We start from the raw sequence: 20,420 nt of genomic DNA on the forward strand, positions 1-20,420 counted from the left end.
TCAGCGTGCAATTGGGCTATAAGCCGCACTGGGCCGCCGCGCATCTCGACCGGGTCAGCCGCATGGTCGAGCGCGACAAAAACCACCCCTCTATCATCTTCTGGTCACTGGGCAATGAGACGGGGGTTGGGCCCAATTTCGAGGCCGCGGCAAAATGGGTGCGCCAGAATGATCCGACGCGCCTCATTTCCTTCCTGGGCTACAGCGCCCTGACCGAAGACCACAGGCCGAACGCCTATGTCGATATCTACGCGCCCATGTACGATGATATCGATCGGATGCGCGACTATGCCGAGAACCCGCAATTCACCCAGCCGATGATCCAGACGGAGTACGCCCACGCCATGGGCAACAGCCTGGGTAATTTCGCTGACTACTGGGAGACGATCCGCGCGCACAAAAAGCTTCAGGGAGGCTTCGTCTGGGACTGGGTCGATCAGTATGTCTACGCCAAAGATTCCGCGGGGCGCACCTACTGGGCGTCTGGTTTCGACCTCAACCCCAAACGCGGTGACAACAGCGTCGTGGGTGACGGTATCGTGCAGGCCGACCGCACGCCGGATCCTGAATACTATGAGTTGCGACACGTACAGGCGCCGCTGACGTTCAGTCAGGACCCTGCGGGTAACGTGTCTGTGCACAACCGCCAAGACGTCAGCGACCTGTCCGGTTATGCGCTGCGCTGGGAGGTGACGATAGACGGTCACCGTCTGGCCGATGGGCCGCTGGCAACGCCTGTGGTTAAGGCGGGCGAGACGAAGCCTCTGGCGCTGAACCTGCCCGATTTGCCGGCTAACGGAGAAGCGATCCTGACCCTGCGCGCGGTGGCGCATGAGGGCGCAATCAAGGGCGTGCCCGGTGGCACTGAACTGGCGTTTGGTCAGTTCATCCTACGCCCGGCCAAGCCATTGCCGTCGCTGACGGCAGGCGGCGTGCAATTGTTGCGCACAAATGAGGTTTTGTCGCTCAGAGCCGCTGCCCGGCAGTTGACGGTCGATTTGCGCACCGGCCAGATGCGTTATGAGCAGGGCGGCCGCCGCCTTCTCAGCGGCGGGACGCCCAATTTCTGGCGCGGCCTGACCGATAATGATGTGGGCATCGGCCTCGCCAAAAGCCACGCCGACTGGAAACACTATTCCACCACAAGGCGTCTACTGGATATCGACAGCGCCGTTGACCGCATCAAGGTGCGCTATGCGCTGGGCGAAGGCGGCGGGCGCTTTGACATCACCTATCAGATGGCCGCCGACGGTCAGGTCGATGTCACCGCTGACTTTGTGCCTTTAAAAGACGATCTGCCCGATCCGCTGCGCGTCGGTCTGCGCTTCGATTTCGATGCAGCGCTGGACGAGTTGAACTGGTACGGGCGCGGACCGTGGGAAACCTATGCCGATCGCAAGACGGGCGCGCAGCTGGGGCTTTATAGCGGGTCCGTGCGGGCGCAGTATCACGATTATGCTCGCCCCCAAGAGTCGGGCAACAAGACGGATGTGCGCTGGCTGAGCCTGGCTGATGCCGCAGGCTTTGGTGTCCGCGTCAGCGGGGCGCAGCCTCTGTCGGTCAATGCCCTGCCATTTCCCTATGAGGACCTCTATATGCGCCCGCAAGGCACATGGAAGTCCTCAGATATTGCGCCGCGTGGTGACGGGTCGCTGTTGGTCGATATCGCTCAGGCCGGCGTAGGCGGCGATACTGGCTGGAACAGTATTGGACGCCCGCTGGTCAAATACCGCATCCCCTTGCAGCCGATCAGCTATCGCTTCCGCCTGACAGCCACTGAAAAGACGAATTAATCAGAGGAAATCCCATGTCACGAGTTTGGCTTTTTTCGACCCTACTACTGGCCTGTTCGGGCGCGGCCTCGGCGGCGGAGACCACCCTGTTTGACGGCACGCAGCCCCTCAGCATTGTGCACGACAAGACCGAGACCACGTCGCTGGCGGCGCAGATGCTGTCGGATGATCTGAAGGCCCTGACGGGTCAGACGGCGAAGGTATCGAAACGCCTGTCTGACTGTGCGCAGGTCTGCGTCGTCATCGGCCGTTTTGATGCGCCGGCTGTCACGCAACTGGCCAAGGCGGCGGGGGTTGATCCGCTCGCGCTGAAAGGCCAGTGGGAACGCTATGGCCGCGTCGCCTTCGCGCATAAGGGCAAGACCTACGTACTCATCTATGGCTCCGACCGGCGCGGCACCGTCTATGGCGTCACCGACCTGTCGCGTGAGCTGGGCGTATCGCCCTGGGAATGGTGGGCGGATGTCAAGCCGCGTCGCGTCAGCCGCCTCGTCATCGACGGCGCGCCGCGTCTGTCGAAGGCCCCGTCGGTGCAGTATCGCGGCATCTTTCTGAATGACGAGGACTGGGGGCTTGAGCCGTGGGCGGGCAAGACTCTGGAGCCCGAAGTCGGCAATATCGGGCCTAAAACCTATAAACGCGTCTTTGAGCTGATGTGGCGTCTGAAGGCCAATACGCTGTGGCCGGCCATGCACATCAATACCGTGCAGTTCTACGGCAATAAGGCCAATCCCAAGCTGGCCGACGCCTACGCGATTGTCATGGGGACCTCGCACGCCGAGCCGATGGCGCGCAACAATCTGCGCGAATGGGATGAGGCGCGCAACGGTCCCTTCAATTTCAAGGTCAACCGCGACAAGATCCTCGACTACTGGCGAACGCGCCTGAAGGAGACGGCCCGCGACGAAAACATCTATACGGTGGGTCTGCGCGGCCTGCACGATGGCCCCATGCAGGGCGCCGACACCCTTGAGGCGCGCAAGGACGTGCTGCAGTCGGTGATCAGCCTGCAACGCGACCTGATCCGCTCGACCTTCGGCAAAGCGCCGGAGACGGTGCCGCAGGCCTATGTGCTCTATCATGAGCTTCAGGAAGCCTACGATGCCGGGCTGAAACTGCCCGACGACGTGACCCTGATGTGGGCGGACGACAATTACGGCTATGTGCGCCGTCTCAGCAATCCGGAAGAGCGCAAGCGGTCCGGCGGCTCCGGCGTCTATTACCACCTGTCCTACTGGGGGCGTCCGCACGACTATCTGTGGCTGGGGACGACGCACCCGGCGCTGATCCATGCCGAAATGCAGAAGGCCTATGCGCTGGACGCCCGGCGCCTCTGGATCGTCAATGTCGGCGACATCAAGCCGATTGAGTATCTGACGCAATATTTCCTCGATCTGGCCTTCGATGCGGACGGCTTTGCCGAAGCCCCGCGTGAGCACCTGACGAAATGGGCGGCCGAGCAGTTTGGGGCCGACAAGGCCTCAGAGATTGCCGATCTGATGATGGGCTATTATGACCTCGCCTTTGAACGGAAGCCCGAATATATGGGCTTTTCCGAAACCGAACCGGTGACGCCGGTGACGGAGAGCGATTTCGTCAAGCCCGATGGCGAAAAGGCGCAGGCGCGTCTGAAGGCCTATGCCGATCTGGTGGCCCGCGCCGAGGCGGTGGAAAAGACCCTACCCGCCGACCGTCAGTCGGCCTTCTTCGAGATGATCCTCTATCCGGTGCGCGGTGCGGCCAATCTCAACAGCCGCAAACTGAACCTTGATCTGGCTAATCTCTATGCCCGTCAGGGCCGCGCCAGCGCCAACGCCTATGTGGCGAAAGCCAAGGCGGCGCATCAGGCCCTGGTCGCCGATACGGCTGCCTATAATGGGCTGGAAAACGGCAAGTGGAACCACATGATGGACATGGCCCCGCGCAAACTGCCGGTGTTTCTGGAACCCACCTGGCCGCAATGGTCGGTGTCGCCGGAAAAGGGCTGTGCCGCGGCGGTCTCCGGCGGCTGGTGGAACGACGAAAACGCGCTTACCTTTGTCACGGGTCAGCCGCGCAGCCGGGTCATCGAGCTGTTTAGCCGCGATACCGAGGCGCGCGACTGGTCGCTGAAGGTCACGGGAGACAGCCTGAAGGTTTCCGGTACGAGCGGGCGTCTGGCCACCGACAACGGTTTTGAGCAACGCCTGACCGTCTCCTATGACGGCGGGGCGTCCACCGGCCCCATCGACATCGCCTGTGGCGGCAAGACGGTGCGCGTCTATACCAAGCGGCTGCCGGCGCCGCCCCAGACGCCGTTTATCGAAAACGACCGCCGTGTGATCATTCCGCTGGCCACACAGAGCGGTGACGACTGGGAGCGGCTGGAGGGTCTTGGCCATTCCGGCAACAGCCTGCGCTCACGCCTGACCCTGCCCACGCGCACGACACCTGCGGGCACGCCCCTGACCTATAGCTTCACCACCTATAGCGCCGTTGGCGGCACCTTAAGCGTCGTGGCCCTGCCGGTCCATGCGCTGAACCCGGCGACGGGCCTTAAGGTCGCGGTGCAACTGGATGACGGCCCGGTGCAGTTGATGGATTTCGCGACCGTGGGCCGCAGCGATGTCTGGCGCGGCAATGTCCTGACCAACAAGGCCATCCAGACGCAAGGCTTCAAAAAGCTGGAGGCCGGGGTGCACAGCCTGAAGCTCTGGCCGCTCGATCCCGGCGTGGTGCTCGACTATGCCGAGGTGCGACTTGATGGAGCGGACAAATATTACGGGGTGGTGGAACCCGCATCGCATTGAGGCAAAAGGGTATAAGCCCATGAGGATGTGGCATGATCAACGAAACCGACTATGACCTGAACTTCGCTGCCCGCCCAAAGGCCACGCTAATGGGGTCAGAAAAGGAGCCGCTGATTGTTATTGACGAGGCGTTTTTGCATCCGGAACGTCTTGTCCAATACGCGACGACCGAAGCGCGCTTTGGGCCCGGTGGCGTGGCATACCCGGGTGTGCGCGCAGCGGTTCCCCAAGCCCTGAATGTCGCTCTCTTTTACGCGTTACAGCCCCTGGCCCAACATGTGTTTGGCGTTTCGGACGATGATGAGATGTCCATGACGACGTCCTTTGCGATGGTCTCCTATCCGCCTGAAAAGCTGATGCTGGCGCAGGCTTTGCCGCATTACGATTCGACACCAGACAAAAATCTGGCTGTGGTCGTCTATCTGTGTGACTCATCATGGGGAGGGACACGGTTCTACCGCCATCGTTCGACCGGCTTCGAGCGAATCTCGACTGACCGCGCAGAAAGCTATAACAGGCGACTGGCCGATGAGTTGCGGATGACCCCTGCGATTAGCGGTTATCCGGACGCTGCCCACCCCCTTTTCGACGTCGTGCAGGAGGTTGAGGCCCGCTTTAACCGCCTGGTTCTCTACAGGTCGCGTGCCCTCCATTCCGGAATTATAGTTCCGACAAAAATCCACAGTGAAGATCCGGCCGCCGGGCGCTTAACCCTGACCGCGTTCATGGAAGCTGCGACCCCCGCGCACCCACCTGGCGACCATGTAAAGGACTTGCCAAAATAAGTCGTACAAATTAGGGTTTGGATACAATCTTCCATTTCTCTGATAAAATATGAGGCAGGCCAGATGAAAGTCACCAAACGCGAATGGGTCCGGGGAACGGCGGGTCTGGCTCTGGCTTCGGCCTTGCCCGCCAGGGCGGCTGAGCTGGTCGAACCGGGCTTTGACAAGATAGCCGACGGGCCGTTCAAGCCGGAATGGGCCTCGCTTCAGAGCCAGTATCAGGTGCCCGACTGGTTCCGCGACGCCAAGTTCGGCATCTGGGCGCACTGGGGCCCGCAATGTGTACCGGAAGCGGGCGACTGGTACGCGCGCGAAATGTATTTGCAGGGCAGCGGGTCCTATAAGCATTTCGTCAAGACCTATGGCCACCCGGCGGATACGGGCTTTATGGACCTGCTGCCGCGCTGGAAGGCCGAAAGCTGGAACCCGGATGAGCTGCTTGATCTCTATGTCAGCGCCGGGGCCAAATACTTCATGTCGATGGCCAACCACCACGACAATTTTGACATGTATGCCTCGCGCTTCCATGACTGGAACTCGACGCGTATCGGCCCACGCAAGGACATTGTCGGCATCTGGGAAAAGGCGGCGCGTAAGCGGGGTCTGCGCTTTGGCGTCTCCAACCACTCCGCCCACGCCTGGCACTGGTTCCAGACGGCCTATGGCTATGATGCCGAAGGCCCGCGTCAGGGCGAACGCTATGACGCCTACAAGCTGAACGCGCTCGATGGCAAGGGCAAGTGGTGGGAAGGGCTCGATCCCCGTATGCTCTACGGTGATCCGGTCATGGCCCTGCCCGATGGCTTCGATAACATAACCTCCGCCAATGCCTGGCACGAACTAAACGACCGGGTGTGGGACGAAAAGCCGCCGCTGAACAATCCGGCCTTTACGCGCCAATGGTATCTTCGCTGTAAGGATCTGATCGACAGCTATCGCCCCGATATCGTCTATTTCGACAATTTCGATCTGCCTCTGGGACAGGTGGGGCTCGATGTCACCGCCCACTTCTACAATGCCTCGGCCAAATGGCATGGGGGCAAGGTTGAGGGCGTGGTCAATATGAAGCCGCACGGCCCCTTCAATGGCGGTATCGTCGCCGATGTCGAGCGCGGCTCGAAATCGGCCATCGACGCGCGGCCGTGGCAGACCTGCACCTGCATTGGCCAATGGCACTATAACCGCCGCCTGTATGACGAAAAGCGCTACCTGCCTGCGGCCGACGTGGTCCATCGCCTGTGCGATATCGTCTCCAAGAACGGCAATCTGCTGCTCAGCGTGCCGGTGCGCCCGGACGGCACGATCGATTCCGAAGAACGCAAGATCGTCGAAGGCATCGGATCCTGGATGGCACGCTTCTCCGAAGCCATTTACGGTACACGCCCGTGGCGGGTCTTTGGCGAAGGCCCCACTCAGGTGGGCGTCGGCATGTTCGGCGAAAGCGCCCAGAAGCCCTTTACCGCCGAAGACCTGCGCTTTACCACGAAGGACAAGGCGTTCTATGCGATCACGCTGGGCCGGCCGGCACAGACGGTCACTATCCGCTCCCTGCAAGGCCGGGATCAGAAGCGCGTCAAGCGGGTGGAGGTGGTGGGCAGCCGCGATCCGCTGACCTTCCGTCAGAGCGCCGACGGTCTGGTCATCGACATTCCGCCAGCGGCCAGCCATGAGTTTGGTGTGGCCCTAAAAATCTACGGCGTGGTCTGATAAGAAAGGGGGCAAACGCCCCCTTTCGTTTAACCTTTGAAGCTGAAAACGGCCTTTTGTCCGTCATAGAGGTGGTTGCGGGTCCGTGGCGGGTTTTGCCCGTCGATCAGCACAAGACGCAGCGCGCGTTTTTGCACCATGCCGGGGAAGCGGCCTTTGCGGGCCCCGATGCTGAGGCTCTGCGTCGCCTGCGACCAGGTCAGCGTATAGGTGCTGTACGCGCCTTTTTCGTAGTCATAGGTTTCGTTGTCGTCTTCATAGAGCGTAAAGCTGGCGTCCGCCCCGGCATAGATGCGGACCTCATAGGGCGCGTCCGGTTGCTCGGTGGCGTACTGCACAACCGGCCCCAGCGGCAGGATCGAGCCTTCGCGGATAAAGAACGGAAACACATTGAGCGGGGTTTCGCGCGTCACGCTCTGACCGCCCGCGAGCCTTTCTCCGCTCCAGAAGTGGTACCAGCCGTTGCCCGCCGGCAGATAGGTCTGTGTAGTGAGGTCCCGCACCTTGCGGCTTTCGGCCAGGGCGCGCAGATCGGCCGGCGTGCGCCACGCCAGACGCAAAGACCGCCCGGACGTCGCCTGATAATATTCGATCTTCACCGCCACAGCCTGCCCGCGCTTCAGGGTAAGCGGGGTGCCCTTATAGCGCGGTGCGCCGTTAGACCAGTCTTCGACCACAAGCTTGCCGTCGATAAACAGGCGGAAGCCGTCATCACCTTCGAGCCCAAGCTCAAACGCGCCGTCTTCCGGGGCAATCACCTGACCTTCCCAGCGGGCGGAGAAGTTGTTGAGGCTGCTCAAGCCCCCCGGCGCTTCGGCCAGAGGCGGCCCCGGCCAGGTGTGATCGAGTTTCGCGTCGATGACCTTGCCCTTCGGCGTCTCGAAATTTTCGCCTTCAAAATACTGGCCCGCCAGCCCGGGCCGGCCGTCGGGTGTGCGCAGCGCCTCAGCCGGAATCGTGGTCGCCGGCGGGTCCTGAAGATTATACATGGCGCGCGTCACCGGCTGCACCAGGCAGGCCGGGCCGAACATGAAGGTGTCGTTGATGTCGTACACCTTCGGGTCGTGCGGAAAGTCCATCGGCAGGGCCCGCATCAGCGTATAGTGTGAGGATGTTACCTGCCAGCTCAGGCTGTAGATATAGGGCAGCAGGCGATAGCGCAGATGCACCGCCTCCAGAAGTGCGGCATAGACCGTGGGGTCCAGCGTTTTGAAAATATAGGGCTCGCGCTCGATACTGGTGCCGTGCACGCGCATCAGGGGGTTGAAGACCGCAAACTGGAACCAGCGGGCAAACAACTCTCTGTAGGCGGGGTTGTTTTCACCGCCGGGGAAGGTGGTCACGAAGAAGCCGCCCGTATCCTGCGTCCAGTAGGGATTGCCAGTAATGGTGACGTTGAGACCGCCGGAAATCTGTTCGGCAAAGGTCTTCCAACTGGCGAAGATATCGCCCGACCAAGAGGTGGCGGCTGTGCGCTGCGCTCCGGCCCAGGCCGAGCGCGTCAGGGTCAGGACGCGCTTATTGCCGGTGGCGCGCTGCCCGTCATAGGTGCCCTGCGTCGTCATCAGGGTGTAGGGGTTGAGGTAGCGCGTGAAATCGCCCATGGCATTGACGCCAAGGCCCTTGATATCGGCCTCTACTTCGCCCGCGTCCCAGCAGGCTGTACCCACCTCGACCTCGGTGCCGTCCATCCACAGGGCATCGACGCCCTTGTCCAGCAACCCGTGCTTGATGTGCTTGAAATAGATCTGCCGGCCCTTGGCGCTGAAGGCGTCGTAGATGCGCGCCTTTTTGGAGATCCAGTGCAGCGGCTTAAAGCGCAGGCCGTAGCTGTCGAGTTCTTTCGCCAACGCCGTATCGTTGCCGATGGATGGCCAGATAGAGATCATCATCTTCAGATGCAGATCATGGATTTTGCGGATCATGCCATCGGGATCGGGGAAGCGTTCCTTGTCCCAGATCATACCGCTCCAGCTACCGTCCTTGTCTGAGCCCCAGTATTGCCAGTCCTGCACGATATAATCGAGCGGGAAGCCCTCCTTGCGGAAGGTCTCGGCCACCTCGACCAGACGCTGCTGCGTCTTGTAGCGCTCCTTGCTCATGAACAGACCGAAGGCCTGTTTCGGATACATGGGCGCGGCCCCGGTCAGGGTGCGATAGGCGGCGATGACCTTATCGGCGCTGCCGCCGCCCATGAAGTAGTAATCGACGCCGCCCGGCGCGCTTTCGGCCCACAGGGTCGCGCCGTCCGCGCCGTCAGAAAAGCGCATCTTGGAATAGGTGTCCCACAGGATGCCGTAGCCCTCGGACGACACCATGACGGGGATGATGATGCCGGTATTGGTCTGCACCAGAAGCAGGTTCTGACCGCGGCGGTTCAGCGTCGCTTCGTTGACATAGCCGAAGCCGTAAATGCCTTCGCCGGGTTTCAGGGTGAAGCTGTTTTCGACCTCATAACTGGGGGCGTTTTGCAAGGTGACCGGGCGAATGGCCTGCGGTGACGTGGCGCGTTCGCGCGTATAGAGGCGGCCATCGGCCGACAGGAAGCTCAGCGCGCCCGACACCTTGTCGATCTCGATGTTCAGGGCCGCGCTTTTGATCCGCAGCGTGGTCTTGTTATCCTCGATCTGAAAGGCCACGGATTTGGGGCGACCCAGGATAACGATACTTTTGTTCGCCCAGTGGTTTTTGCCGAGATGCGCGTTCACCCGTACCGTGGCGGGACCATAGAACAGGACCGTCTTCGTGACGCCGTTCAGATGGAACTGCACGCCTTCGCTCAGCCGCTGATACTGAAAGCCCGGTGTATCGGGCGCCGGGAGGCGGATCACGTGCCCGTTGGCGTCAAGCGCGCTCTGACCCTTGGCGTGGGCGGCATGGGCCGCCGCCGCGAGAGAAGAGCCCGTTAAGGCCGCAAAGGCCCGACGTGAAAGACGCATACTCACCTCCCGATCTGTTTATTGGTCTGAGTATATTATCGTTAGTTTTGTTCGGTGCTCAAGGTTTGATTTGGACCCAATACGGTTTCGTGAGCCGCAATTGGCGTCTGTAAATTGAATTGACACACCACTTTCGTCAAGGCTACGAAATTGGTTGGCCAAATTAAAACCTTATGGCGCTTCCGGGGGCAGAGGTATGAGACATCGTTTGAGCATAAGCGTAAACCCCTGGCGCTATCTGGCGGGCATAGTTTTAAGCGGGTGCCTTATGGCCGGGGCCGTGCTGGCCGAGCCGCTGCGCGCCTCCGGTGTGCTGATGCCCGAACCGTCGGGTCCGGTGATCAGCCGCTACCTCTTCGGTCAGTTTTCCGAGCATCTGGGACGCGGCATCTATGAGGGCATCTGGGTCGGACCCGACAGCCGCGTCCCCAATGTGCGCGGCATCCGCAGCGACGTGGTGGGCGCGCTGAAGGCCATCCATGTGCCGGTCGTGCGCTGGCCCGGCGGCTGTTTTGCCGATGAATATAACTGGCGCGACGGCATCGGCCCACGGGCCAAACGCCCGGCGCGCAAAAACAACTGGTGGGCCGGATCGCCGGAAACCAATGCCTTCGGCACGCATGAATATTTCGACTTTGTGGAACAGATCGGGGCCGACGCCTATGTGTCGATGAATGTCGGCGCCTCCACCCCAACCGAAATGCGCCACTGGATCGAATATATGACCTCGGACGGTGAGGATGCGCTGGCGCAGGAGCGTCGGCGCAATGGCCGTGACAAGCCGTGGCCGGTCAAGTTCATCGGCATAGGCAACGAATACTGGGGCTGTGGCGGCAAGATGACGCCGCAGCAGTACGGGCGCGACTTCATGCGCTTTACCGCCTTCTACCATCCGCAGCCCGGTCAGGCGGCAACCCGTGTCGCCGTGGGGGCCAAGAACGGTCTGACCGAATGGACCGACGCCGTGATGGGTGAGGCGCTGGAGAATATGGACGCGCTGTCGCTCCATTATTACACCTCGCCCACCGGCAATGTCGATGTGACCAAACCCGCCACGGGCTTCGATGCACAGGACTGGGCCGATACCTTCGTGCAGACCCTGAAGATGGAGGACTACATTACCGCCCATTCCCGCGTGATGGACACCCATGATCCGCAAAAGCGGGTGGCACTGTTTATCGACGAATGGGGCACCTGGTACACGGTCGAGCCGGGCACCGATCCCGGTCACCTCTATCAGCAGAACAGCCTGCGTGACGCTCTGGTGGCGGCGGTGAATTTCGACATCTTCATCCGTCACGCCGACCGCGTGCGCATGGCCAATATCGCCCAGACGGTCAATGTCCTGCAATCCCTCATCCTGACGCGCGGGCCTCAGATGGTGCTGACGCCGACCTACTACGCCTATCAGATGTACATGCCGTTTCAGGAGGCGACCGTCTTGCCGCTGCGGCTGGCGGCCCCGGAAATCAAGGTCGGTACCACCTGGATGCCGTCGCTCAGCGGGGCGGCGGCGCGCGCGACCAACGGCGACTATCTGGTGGCGCTAAGCAATCTGTCGCCACAGGAGGCCGTGGAGATGCGCCTCGACCTGCGCGACCTGCGGGTTCAGACGCTCAGTGCACAGATACTGACGGCGGAAGCGATGGACGCCCACAATGATTTCGGACGCGCAGACACCGTAAAGCCGCACCCCTTTGACGGGGCGCGGCTCGAAGACGGGTATCTGGTGCTGACGCAGCCGGCCAAATCGCTGATCGTGCTGACCCTGAAATAGCCTTCAGGGCTTTACCTTGACCTCACGGATCGTGCCGTCGCGATTGTAGCGCAGCGGTTCGATGGCGATGGAGCGCTTGTGATCGCCGCCGCCGGGCAGCAGGTTGTCGTGATAGAAGAACCACGGCTTGCCCTTGAAGGTAATGATCGCCTGATGGTTGGTCGAGATTTTCAGATAGTCGAAGATCACGCCACGATAGGTATAGGGGCCCATCGGCGTTTTTGAGGTGGCATAGACGATCTGCCCCGGCCAGCCGGTCGAAAAGCTGAAATAATAGAGACCCTTATGCTTATGCAGGAAGGGGGCCTCACCATATTTCTTCTTGGGATCATTGGCCGGAAAGCCCTCGATGACCAGATTTTCGATCGGCCCGGCCAGCGAAGTCATATCGGCATTGAGCTTCACGATCTTGGGCACACGCGTGCCAAAGGTGAGATAGGCCTGACCGTCATTGTCGATCAGCACCTGAGGGTCGATAGGCTCATCCCCGGCATTGGCGTCGCGCGCCTTGTCGATCAGGGCGTCGCTGCGCGCATCCTTGAACGGCCCGGCCGGCGTATCGGCCACGGCCACGCCGATCTTATCGCCGCCCACGGGGGCGTAGAAGTAGTATTTGCCGTTGCGATAGGCGGCTTCGGGGGCCCAGGCCTTGGCATCGGGGCGCGCCCATTTGAACACGGTGACGCTCAGAAACGACCCATCGTCGCGCCAGGTTTTCAGGTCGTTGGACGTATAGAGCCGCCAGCTTGTCGAATCCCAGTAGGTGCCGGAATTGGAGGCATCGTCCGTGGCGTAGAGATAGACCTTGCCATTGAAGACGTGCGGCGAGGGGTCGGCATTGAAGCGCGTGCTGATCGGTTCACCGGCAAGGGCCTGCGTCGCCGAGAGCAGCAGGAGGGCGGAACTGAGTTTAAAGGTCATGACGTCCTCTATCGCGAAGTAAAGGTGAGGGTGGCGGCGCTCAGGCCCTCGGCGCGGGCCTCAAACGTGAAGCGCCCGCCGGTTTTGGTCGTCTGCACAATGGCCTGTGCGTAGCCGTTGAAGAGGTGGCGATAGGCGGCCTTGTCCGGCTCGTGGCTGTTGGGATTGCCGTTGCCGACGCCGATCAGGCGGCCCTGACCGGTCAAAGCGAACTGGATCAGATCGTCGGCCAGCGGCACGGTGACGCCCGCCTTATCGACGGCGCTGACGCTGATCATGGCCACGTCCTGACCGTCGGCGCTCAGTTGCGTCCGGTCGGCGCTGAGGGTCAGTCTATGGGGCGCACCGGCGGTCTTGCGCTCGCTCTTCATCACCACCTTGCCGCCCTTATAGCCATAGGCGGTGAGGCTGCCGGGCGCAAAAGGCACGGCCCATTCCAGATGCGAGTCGCGCCGCATCGTCTGGCGGCCCAGCGACTTGCGATTGAGGAAGAGTTCCACCTCATCGCAGTTGGAATAGGCCCAGACTGAAACCGTCTCGCCTTCGCTCCAGTTCCAGTGCGGCAAAAGGTGCAGCACGGGTTCGTCCTGCCACCAGGCGCGGTAATAGTGATAGATGTCCTTGGGGAAGCCGCAACTGTCGAAGACGCCGAAATTGGAGGCAACCGACGGCCACCAGTTGAAGGGCGTCGGTTCGCCGCGATAGTCGAACCCGGTCCAGATGAAACCGCCCAGCAGGTAAGGCTTTGAATTATAGAGGCTCCACCAGCTTTCCGCCGTCGCCCCCCAATAGGGGTGTTCGGTGTCGTAAGAGGCCACGACCTGCCGTTTGGCGTCGGTCTTGTATTCACCGCGGGTGGACACCGCGCTGGCCGTTTCGGTGCCGATGATCGGCATGTCGGGGAAGCGGGCGCGGAAGGGCTCGATCTGAGCTTCGTGATAGTTGAAGCCGATGACGTCCAGCGCCGTCGTAATGCCGTCGCCAAAGCCCTTGTTCATGGCCGCATTGACCTTGCGCGTCGGGTCAAGCTCACGGATGCGTCGCGCCATGCTTTTGGCGACTTTAAGGCCGCGCGCCGTCATCTGCTGCGGTTCTTCATTGCCGATGGACCACAGGATGACGCTGGGGTGGTTGCGGTCGCGGCGGATCAGGGCTTCAAGCTCGCTCAGGCCCTGACGGCTGGAGGTCATCTGGCGCACCTCATCAATGACCAGCAGGCCCAGTTCGTCGCAGGCATCGAGCAGTTCCGGCGTCGGCGGATTGTGCGAGGTGCGATAGGCGTTGGACCCCAGACTCTTGAGTTGCTTCAGACGCCAGACCTGAAGCGCATCCGGAATGGCCGCACCCACCCCCGCATGGTCCTGATGGTTGTTGGTGCCCTTGATCTTGACGGGTTGGCCATTGAGGAAGAAGCCTTCCCTGGCATCAAAACGCAGGTCGCGCAGGCCGAAACGCAGCGTATAGAGATCGCGGGTCGCCTCGGTCGTCACCTCGACCCGCAGCGTGTAGAGGTAGGGGCTGTCGATCGACCACAGGCGCGGCTGCAGCAGGGTGAGGCGCACCTCGCTGGGCGTCGTGGATTGCGCGTTCAGCTCGACCGTCTGGCGCGTCATGGCGACCGCGGTGCCGTCCTTATCAAGGGCCGTGACCTCGAGCGTGGCAACCTGCGCCGCCTCGCTGCGGTTAACGAGATCGACCGTGGCTTCGACCGTGCCGTCGGTCTGCGGCCGCACAAACACGCCCCATTGCGGCACGTGCACGGGGTCGGCCTTGACCAGCCATACATGACGATAGATGCCGGCCCCTTCGTAGAACCAGCCTTCGCCGTAAGAAGCATCAACGCGCACCAGCAGCACATTGGGCGTGTCGTCTGTGTTGATGAAGTCGCTAATATCGACGCGGAAGGAGGTATAGCCGCTGTCGTGGCGCTCAAGGATATAGCCATTGAAGATGATGGTGGCGTCGCGGAACACGCCATCGAACTCCAGCCACAGGCACCGGCCCGCATCGGCCTTATCCAGCGTGATCAGGCGGCGATACCAGCCGACCGAGGTTTCCGGAAACTTGCGCCCGATAGGCTTATAGCCGTGCGCGGCGGCGTAGTCCTCATCGTCCTTGTCCGCCGGGTTGCGGCGATAGTCTTCGTTATTGACGAAGGGCAGTTCGACCGCCCAGTCGTGCGGCAGGATGACGGAACGCCAGGTCGAATCGTCGTAATCGGCCGCGTCCGGCTTGGCCCCGCTGCGCCCCTGTTTGGCGAGGGTGCGTTGATTGGCCCCAAAACCAAAATCGCGCTCCAGGTCTTCGGCATGACCGAAATGAAAGCGCCAGCCGTCATCGAGCCGCAGGCGCTGACGCGGGCTGTTTGACGACGGGGCGGTGGCGGCGGCGACCGGGGCCGCCAGAGTGCTGGCCATGCCGATAACGGGGAGGCTGGCCATTACGGTGCGTCGGTTGGGTGTCATCGGTCACGCAATCATAAAAGAGGCGCATCCTCTCAAAAGTCCGGAATTTGCAGAGGATGCGCCCAGTTGCCGAAGCCGGCACACGCTTTGTCCGGCGTTTCGGGGAGGACGGTAATCAGGTCAGACGAGGATCTTGCCGGGCGAGGCCAGACCGTTGCTGGCCCCTCTGGCCAGCAGGATCGCCCCTTCGACGGCGTCCTGTTCCGGCTCGCTGAGCAGCGCTGCGTCACGCGTCGAAAGCCAGGGGCGGATCGGCTCGCCCAGACCGCCCACCAGAGCGATGCGTTTGGCCCCCAGATGGTGCAGGCGACGCAGATAAAGCCCGATATCTTCGGCCACCGCGCGCACCAGAGCCGTGGCGACCAGATCGCCCTTTTCGGCATAGCCCATGATGGTGGGGGCCATCGCGCCGTAATCGCTGGGCGTCGCCGTGGTGACAAAGGCGATCACGTCGGCGGGCTGCCCGCCAAACGAGGCGATCATTTCGCGCGTGAAGTCGGTCGCCGGGGCGATCTTGTCAAAGCCGCGCAGCGCCGCCCGCAGCGCCGCCCGGCCCAGACCCGCCGCCGAGCCGTCATCACCGACTTCGAACCCCCAGCCGCCAATGCCCTGACCCACACCGTCGCTGAGGATATAGCCCGCGCTGCCTGTGCCGCAGATCTGAATGGCCCCGTCCTTGCCGGAAAAAGCCCCCAGACAGGCGGCGTGCGCGTCGCTGGCCACCGAAATGGCGCCGAAATCCGGCCCGGCATCGACGGTTACCTGCGCGCTGGTGGCCGAGGTGACCCCGGCCAGCCCCAGCCCGATATGGATGTCGGGCAGGTCGGCATGGGTGAGTTGCGCCTGTGACAAGGCCTCATCGACGGCGGCCATGATGTTGCGCCACACAAGCCCCAGCCCCAGCCGGATATTGCCCGCGCCGCCATAGCCTTCGCCTAACACCTGACCGGCCCGGTTGCGCAGACGCGCGCGGCAGCGCGTGCCGCCGCCATCGACGCCGATATAGTAGAGGGGAGGAATGATATCGGTCATATTATTCATGCTTATAACAGAAACAGGACGCTCCGGTTACCCGGATCAGAGTTTGATGATGAGGTGTTTGCGGTCCATCCACCAGCCCAATCCCCAGCAGACCAGCATATAGGCGACCGCACAGGCCAAAGCGCCCCACGATCCCGTCACCGGCGTGCGGAAGAGGTTGAGGCCGATCAGGTCGTAAAGGCCATGCCCTTCGGCGTTTTTGAAGGTTTGCAGGACGGTGACCAAAAGCTCTGAAAACAGATAGATAACGAGTGGATTGCGCCCGAAGGTCTCAAAGAAGCCCAGACCCTCGCGGCGTTTGGCCACATCGACATAGGCAATGATCCCCGACAGGATCAGGCAGTCGAACCCTATGGTCAGTAGCGCAAAGGATGAGGTCCACAAACGCTTGGAGAAGGGGAAGCCGAAACTCCAGACGAGGGCGACGGAGACGAGGGCCAGCCCGACACCGCTGAGGATCAGGACGGTGCTGAGGCGGTCTTCGGTTTTGAGGATCAGACGCCCGCACAGATAGCCGGCCAGCACATTGACAATGGCGGGAAGGGTTGAGAGCAGACCTTCCGGATCATAACCCCTGGCTCCCCCGCGATACATGTGATCGAGCCCCAGCACGAACTGGTCGATTTTGGCCCCCAGATTGCCCGTCATGGTGAGCGCGTCGGCGGCGGGTGTAAAGGCGTAGAGCAGGCCCCAATAGCCCAGCAACAGCACGCCACTGAGGATGAGAATGCCCTTTATCGACAGATAGCGCGCCGCCAGCGACGCAAACAGGTAACAGAGCGCGATACGCTGGAGCACGCCCATAATGCGGGTGTGGCCGATATCATTGAAGGCCCACGCGCCATCCGGCGTCTGATGCACGAAGGGGAACCAGTACATCAGATAGCCGAGCAGGAAGATCAGGGCCGAGCGCTTCAGCACCTTCAGCAAAAACGCTTTCTGTGGCAGAGGCTTGCGAAAGGCGAAAACCATCGAATTGCCGATGGCGAACAGAAATGACGGGAAGACCAGATCGGTCAGGGTAAAGCCGAACCATTGGGCGTGCTGAAGCTGCGCGAACGGCTCGGCCCCGGCGGGCGACGTATTGACCACGATCATGACGCAGATGGTCAGGCCGCGAAACACATCGAGGGCGGTATAACGGGCGGCGCTCATGCCTTGGCCCCCAGTTGCGCGACAAGGGCGCGGGCCGCGTTGAGCGGCTGTTTCGGCATGTGGCGTTTGAAGGGGATATCGGCCCTGACCCACGCCTGCTCCCAGCCGATCAGATCGCGCGTAAAGGCTTTCTGATCGAAGGGGGCGCCACCGTTCGCCGAGGCACGCAGGGCGGCCAGAAGCTTCATCCAGCGCGGCAGGTAGAAGTCCTTATAGAGCCCCTGCCACGCTTTTGAGGCATAGTCGTTGAGATTGCCCTTGCCGCCCCAGACGGTCACCTGCGCCTTGGCGTTCAGCACATAATAGGCCTTGTCTTCGGGCGTATCGCCATAGGCGCGCGCCGCGTCGATCCAACTCGCCAGCGTGTCGGGTTGGGCCCCCATCAGCGTATCGACCTGCGTGACCAGCGCGCGGATTTCTTCGCGCAGGGCGTCGCCGGTCTTCACATCGCCCGCCTTATAGGCCTTCATGGCGGCGATCAGACGGTCGTCGATCTCTTCGGAGACCAGATGGCGCACGGCGTCGATCACGTCGTGGCGATAAAGGGCCGAACCCTCAAAGCCCTTCAGCGACAGGAAGGTCGCAACGGCGCTGCGCAGTTTGGCGCGATCGCCCGGATGGCCCTCAAACTCCACCATGTCCGCCGTTGGGCGCTTGCACAGAAGATAGGCCCCGGCCTTGCTGCGCCACCAGCGCGGCGTCCAGTAGCGCGTCGAAAACGCCGCCTCAACATAGGTGGTCCATGCGGCCAACAGCGCAGGTGTCACCTGCCCATAGCGGCTTTTCAGATAGGTGGTGAGCCATTCGCTCACCGTCTGGTCGGTCTGACCCCAGGCCAGATCATAGGCGTATTCATAGACGATGGAATTGTTGTGCAGGCCCTCCGGGAAGAGGCCGAAGCCTTTGAGATCGCCCGTATCCTTACGCGCCAGAACGCTTTTGATGTCATCGCGGTAGAAGCCGAGGTCGCCATAGACGGGGTTGGACGCGCCGTAATTGTGCACATAGCCGTAGATCCACGGCTTACCCTGAAAGGCGTTGCTCGATTGCCAGACGCCGGGATAGCGGTCATTGCCGATATCGAGGATCATCAGCCTGTCCTGCGGCACGTCGCGCAGGAAGGCCCTGATGGCGTCCGGCGTCCAGAAATGCTTGTCCGCGCCGAACAGCCAGCCCTGCATGGTCCACACGGCGTCGGGCCGCGCCTGACGGATGGAGTCGTAGATGGCCTTGCCATAGGCGGCGAGGCGCTCGGCCTTCACCGCCGGATCGACGACGGTTTCCGTCTCCCTGGTATTGGCGGTAGAGTCGCCATACTTGGCGGCCTTGACGTCTGAACCATCGTGCGAGATCGGCGGCAGCATCTCATTGAAGGAGTCGGCCAGATAGTAGCGGCCTTCGCCATAGGTTTCGCTATAGAGCGCAATGAAGCGCGCGGCGATTTTGGCAAACAACGGATCGGCCGGATCGAGCCAGTAGGTCTCATGGAAGCCTTCCCACGGGCGCATGGGATAGATGCGCGCTTCCGGGTGCTTTTGCGCAAAGGCCTTGGGGACATAGCCGCCAAAGGCCGGCAGGATGGGCGTCATGCCCAGTTCTTTCATGCGGCCCAGAATCTGGACCTGTAGCTTGTGCTTCTTCTCGATCCACGCCTGAGGCACGGGGGCCAGATAGCCTTCGATATTGCCCATGCGGTGCCAGGGCGTGAAGGCGGGGCCTGAGAAGTAGTCGCCCAGTTCGGTGTCGCTGAGGCCCAGCTCGCGCCACAGGGCCTGCCAGACATATTCCTGTCCTTCCATGGCCAGAGGCATGTCGATGCCGTGCAGCGCCATCCAGTCCAGTTCGCGCTCCCAGCGCGCCCAGTCCCAGAAGGGCGTCGTGTACCCAAAGGTACAGGTATTCATATAGACGCGGTGGGCGAACGGGCTTTCGACCTTGGCGGTGTTCGCCGTCGGCAGGCGCGCAGGCAGGGCGACGCGGTCGCCTTCCCAACTGGTCTGTGCCGCGCCCACACGCTTTAGATAGCCTTAGGCCCCGTGCGTCAGCGCGACCGGCGAATTGCCGCGAATGGTGACCTGCCCCCCCGTCGTCGTGGTCGCGTACCACGGCAGTGCGCCTGACGGATCGAGGCTGAGGCGGATGCGCGCGGCGTCGCGGCCCAGAAAACGCTTCAGCACCGCTTGCGCGGCTGACGGAGCGGTTGCGGCGTGAAGGGCGGGCGCGAGACCAAGCGTGGTCGCCGTCGCTATAGAGGTCGAAAGAAACGTCCGGCGGCTAAGAGCGGGCATTGTCAGGTCTCAACAGAGGAAGATAGGCGCGAAGATCGTCGGTTCACGCCTCAGCCACATCAGGCCTTAGTCACACTTCCTTTTGGGAATGAGGCGGGATGGTCTGGCCAGGTTTACTGTTAAGCCGAAGAAATATTATATTTAATATTTGATCCGGCCCGATAATTCTTTTTTGCCTGTGAAGGCTCTGGTAACTCACTCTATGCGTCAAAAAATTGGCCTGTCAATTTTTTTATGTCAAACATCTGTCGCTTTTTTCCCGTGGCCCGGTCCGGCGTGATCGGGGGCATACCCTGTGTATGGGGCGTAGCAAAGCCTTTAGGCCAGAGATTTTATAGGCTTTTTTAAGCGGTCAATCGGTTGCCTCTTATTGCCGCGGGTAAACAGGCCTCTTGGACATAAGGGCGTCGAGCGCGTGTTTGGCCCTCGATTTTCGATTTTTCGCATTTTGGCGCGCCAATATTGGTTTGACCTATTTTCCGTCCGGGCGGCCCGATTCCCGCTTCCGCATTGGTAAACCAAAGCGCTGGAGGCCGGTTTTCATATCGGCGCTATCTCACTTTGTGTCATATATGAGACAGTGGTTCGACGAGATTAGAATTTGGTTGACCTCTTGTTCGTGCTCGCAACGAATTTAAATTGCTGAAATATAACGATTAAAAACAAACCTCCAAAAATCGTTTCGCAATTGCGTCAAAATTGGCCCGCAAAAATCGTTTGTGTCAGCCATATTACAAATTGACAGGCCAATTATTCGGCG

General features: G+C 61.4%; 12 protein-coding genes. 5 read left to right on the top strand and 7 right to left on the bottom strand.

Annotated features, from left to right (window positions below):
* The 4 genes from PQU94_RS07670 to PQU94_RS07685 all read left to right on the top strand — a co-directional run.
* A partial coding sequence (locus PQU94_RS07670; RefSeq protein ID WP_272740881.1) for a beta-galactosidase small subunit-related protein occupies nucleotides 1-1,793 on the top strand: 1,793 nt, incomplete at its 5' end.
* A gap of 14 nt (nucleotides 1,794-1,807) precedes the next feature.
* Nucleotides 1,808-4,582, top strand: coding sequence for a glycosyl hydrolase 115 family protein (locus PQU94_RS07675; protein WP_272740882.1), 2,775 nt, complete (start codon nucleotides 1,808-1,810; stop codon nucleotides 4,580-4,582).
* A 32-nt stretch (nucleotides 4,583-4,614) separates the two neighbouring features.
* Nucleotides 4,615-5,367: a DUF6445 family protein gene (locus tag PQU94_RS07680; RefSeq protein ID WP_272740883.1), complete on the top strand. Its 753-nt coding sequence runs from the start codon at nucleotides 4,615-4,617 to the stop codon at nucleotides 5,365-5,367.
* Between the two features lie 63 nt (nucleotides 5,368-5,430).
* Nucleotides 5,431-7,074, top strand: coding sequence for an alpha-L-fucosidase (locus PQU94_RS07685; RefSeq protein ID WP_272740884.1), 1,644 nt, complete (start codon nucleotides 5,431-5,433; stop codon nucleotides 7,072-7,074).
* Nucleotides 7,075-7,103: 29 nt separating this feature from the next.
* Here the strand turns inward: PQU94_RS07685 and PQU94_RS07690 are convergent, their stop codons facing one another.
* Nucleotides 7,104-10,013 (bottom strand): TIM-barrel domain-containing protein, encoded by a 2,910-nt coding sequence (locus PQU94_RS07690; RefSeq protein ID WP_272740885.1) that lies wholly within the window; start codon nucleotides 10,011-10,013, stop codon nucleotides 7,104-7,106.
* Nucleotides 10,014-10,209: 196 nt separating this feature from the next.
* Between PQU94_RS07690 and PQU94_RS07695 the strand changes: the two genes are divergently transcribed.
* Nucleotides 10,210-11,790 carry an alpha-N-arabinofuranosidase gene (locus PQU94_RS07695; protein ID WP_272740886.1) on the top strand — a complete coding sequence of 527 codons (1,581 nt, stop codon included), beginning with the start codon at nucleotides 10,210-10,212 and terminating at the stop codon, nucleotides 11,788-11,790.
* A gap of 3 nt (nucleotides 11,791-11,793) precedes the next feature.
* Here PQU94_RS07695 and PQU94_RS07700 read toward each other — a convergent pair whose 3' ends face one another.
* From PQU94_RS07700 to PQU94_RS07725, 6 genes are all read right to left on the bottom strand, one after another.
* Entirely contained in the window at nucleotides 11,794-12,711 is a 918-nt protein-coding gene (locus PQU94_RS07700; RefSeq protein ID WP_272740887.1) for a family 43 glycosylhydrolase, read from the bottom strand.
* An 8-nt stretch (nucleotides 12,712-12,719) separates the two neighbouring features.
* The gene (gene galA / locus PQU94_RS07705) at nucleotides 12,720-15,152 is read right to left on the bottom strand and encodes a beta-galactosidase GalA (RefSeq protein WP_272740888.1); all 2,433 of its coding nucleotides are present in this window, start codon (nucleotides 15,150-15,152) and stop codon (nucleotides 12,720-12,722) included.
* Nucleotides 15,153-15,296: 144 nt separating this feature from the next.
* Nucleotides 15,297-16,208, bottom strand: coding sequence for a glucosamine kinase nucleotide-binding domain-containing protein (locus PQU94_RS07710; RefSeq protein ID WP_272740889.1), 912 nt, complete (start codon nucleotides 16,206-16,208; stop codon nucleotides 15,297-15,299).
* A 45-nt stretch (nucleotides 16,209-16,253) separates the two neighbouring features.
* The gene (locus PQU94_RS07715) at nucleotides 16,254-17,372 is read right to left on the bottom strand and encodes an acyltransferase family protein (RefSeq protein WP_272740890.1); all 1,119 of its coding nucleotides are present in this window, start codon (nucleotides 17,370-17,372) and stop codon (nucleotides 16,254-16,256) included.
* Nucleotides 17,369-19,384 (bottom strand): alpha-N-acetylglucosaminidase, encoded by a 2,016-nt coding sequence (locus PQU94_RS07720; protein ID WP_272740891.1) that lies wholly within the window; start codon nucleotides 19,382-19,384, stop codon nucleotides 17,369-17,371. The genes PQU94_RS07715 and PQU94_RS07720 overlap by 4 nt, the downstream gene beginning before the upstream one ends.
* Before the next feature lie 15 nt (nucleotides 19,385-19,399).
* Nucleotides 19,400-19,660, bottom strand: a complete 261-nt coding sequence (locus PQU94_RS07725) for an alpha-N-acetylglucosaminidase N-terminal domain-containing protein (RefSeq protein ID WP_272740892.1) — start codon at nucleotides 19,658-19,660, stop codon at nucleotides 19,400-19,402.
* Between the last annotated feature and the right edge of the window lie 760 nt (nucleotides 19,661-20,420).

The sequence above is a fragment of the Asticcacaulis currens genome (genome assembly GCF_028550395.1).
GTDB lineage: Bacteria > Pseudomonadota > Alphaproteobacteria > Caulobacterales > Caulobacteraceae > Asticcacaulis > Asticcacaulis currens.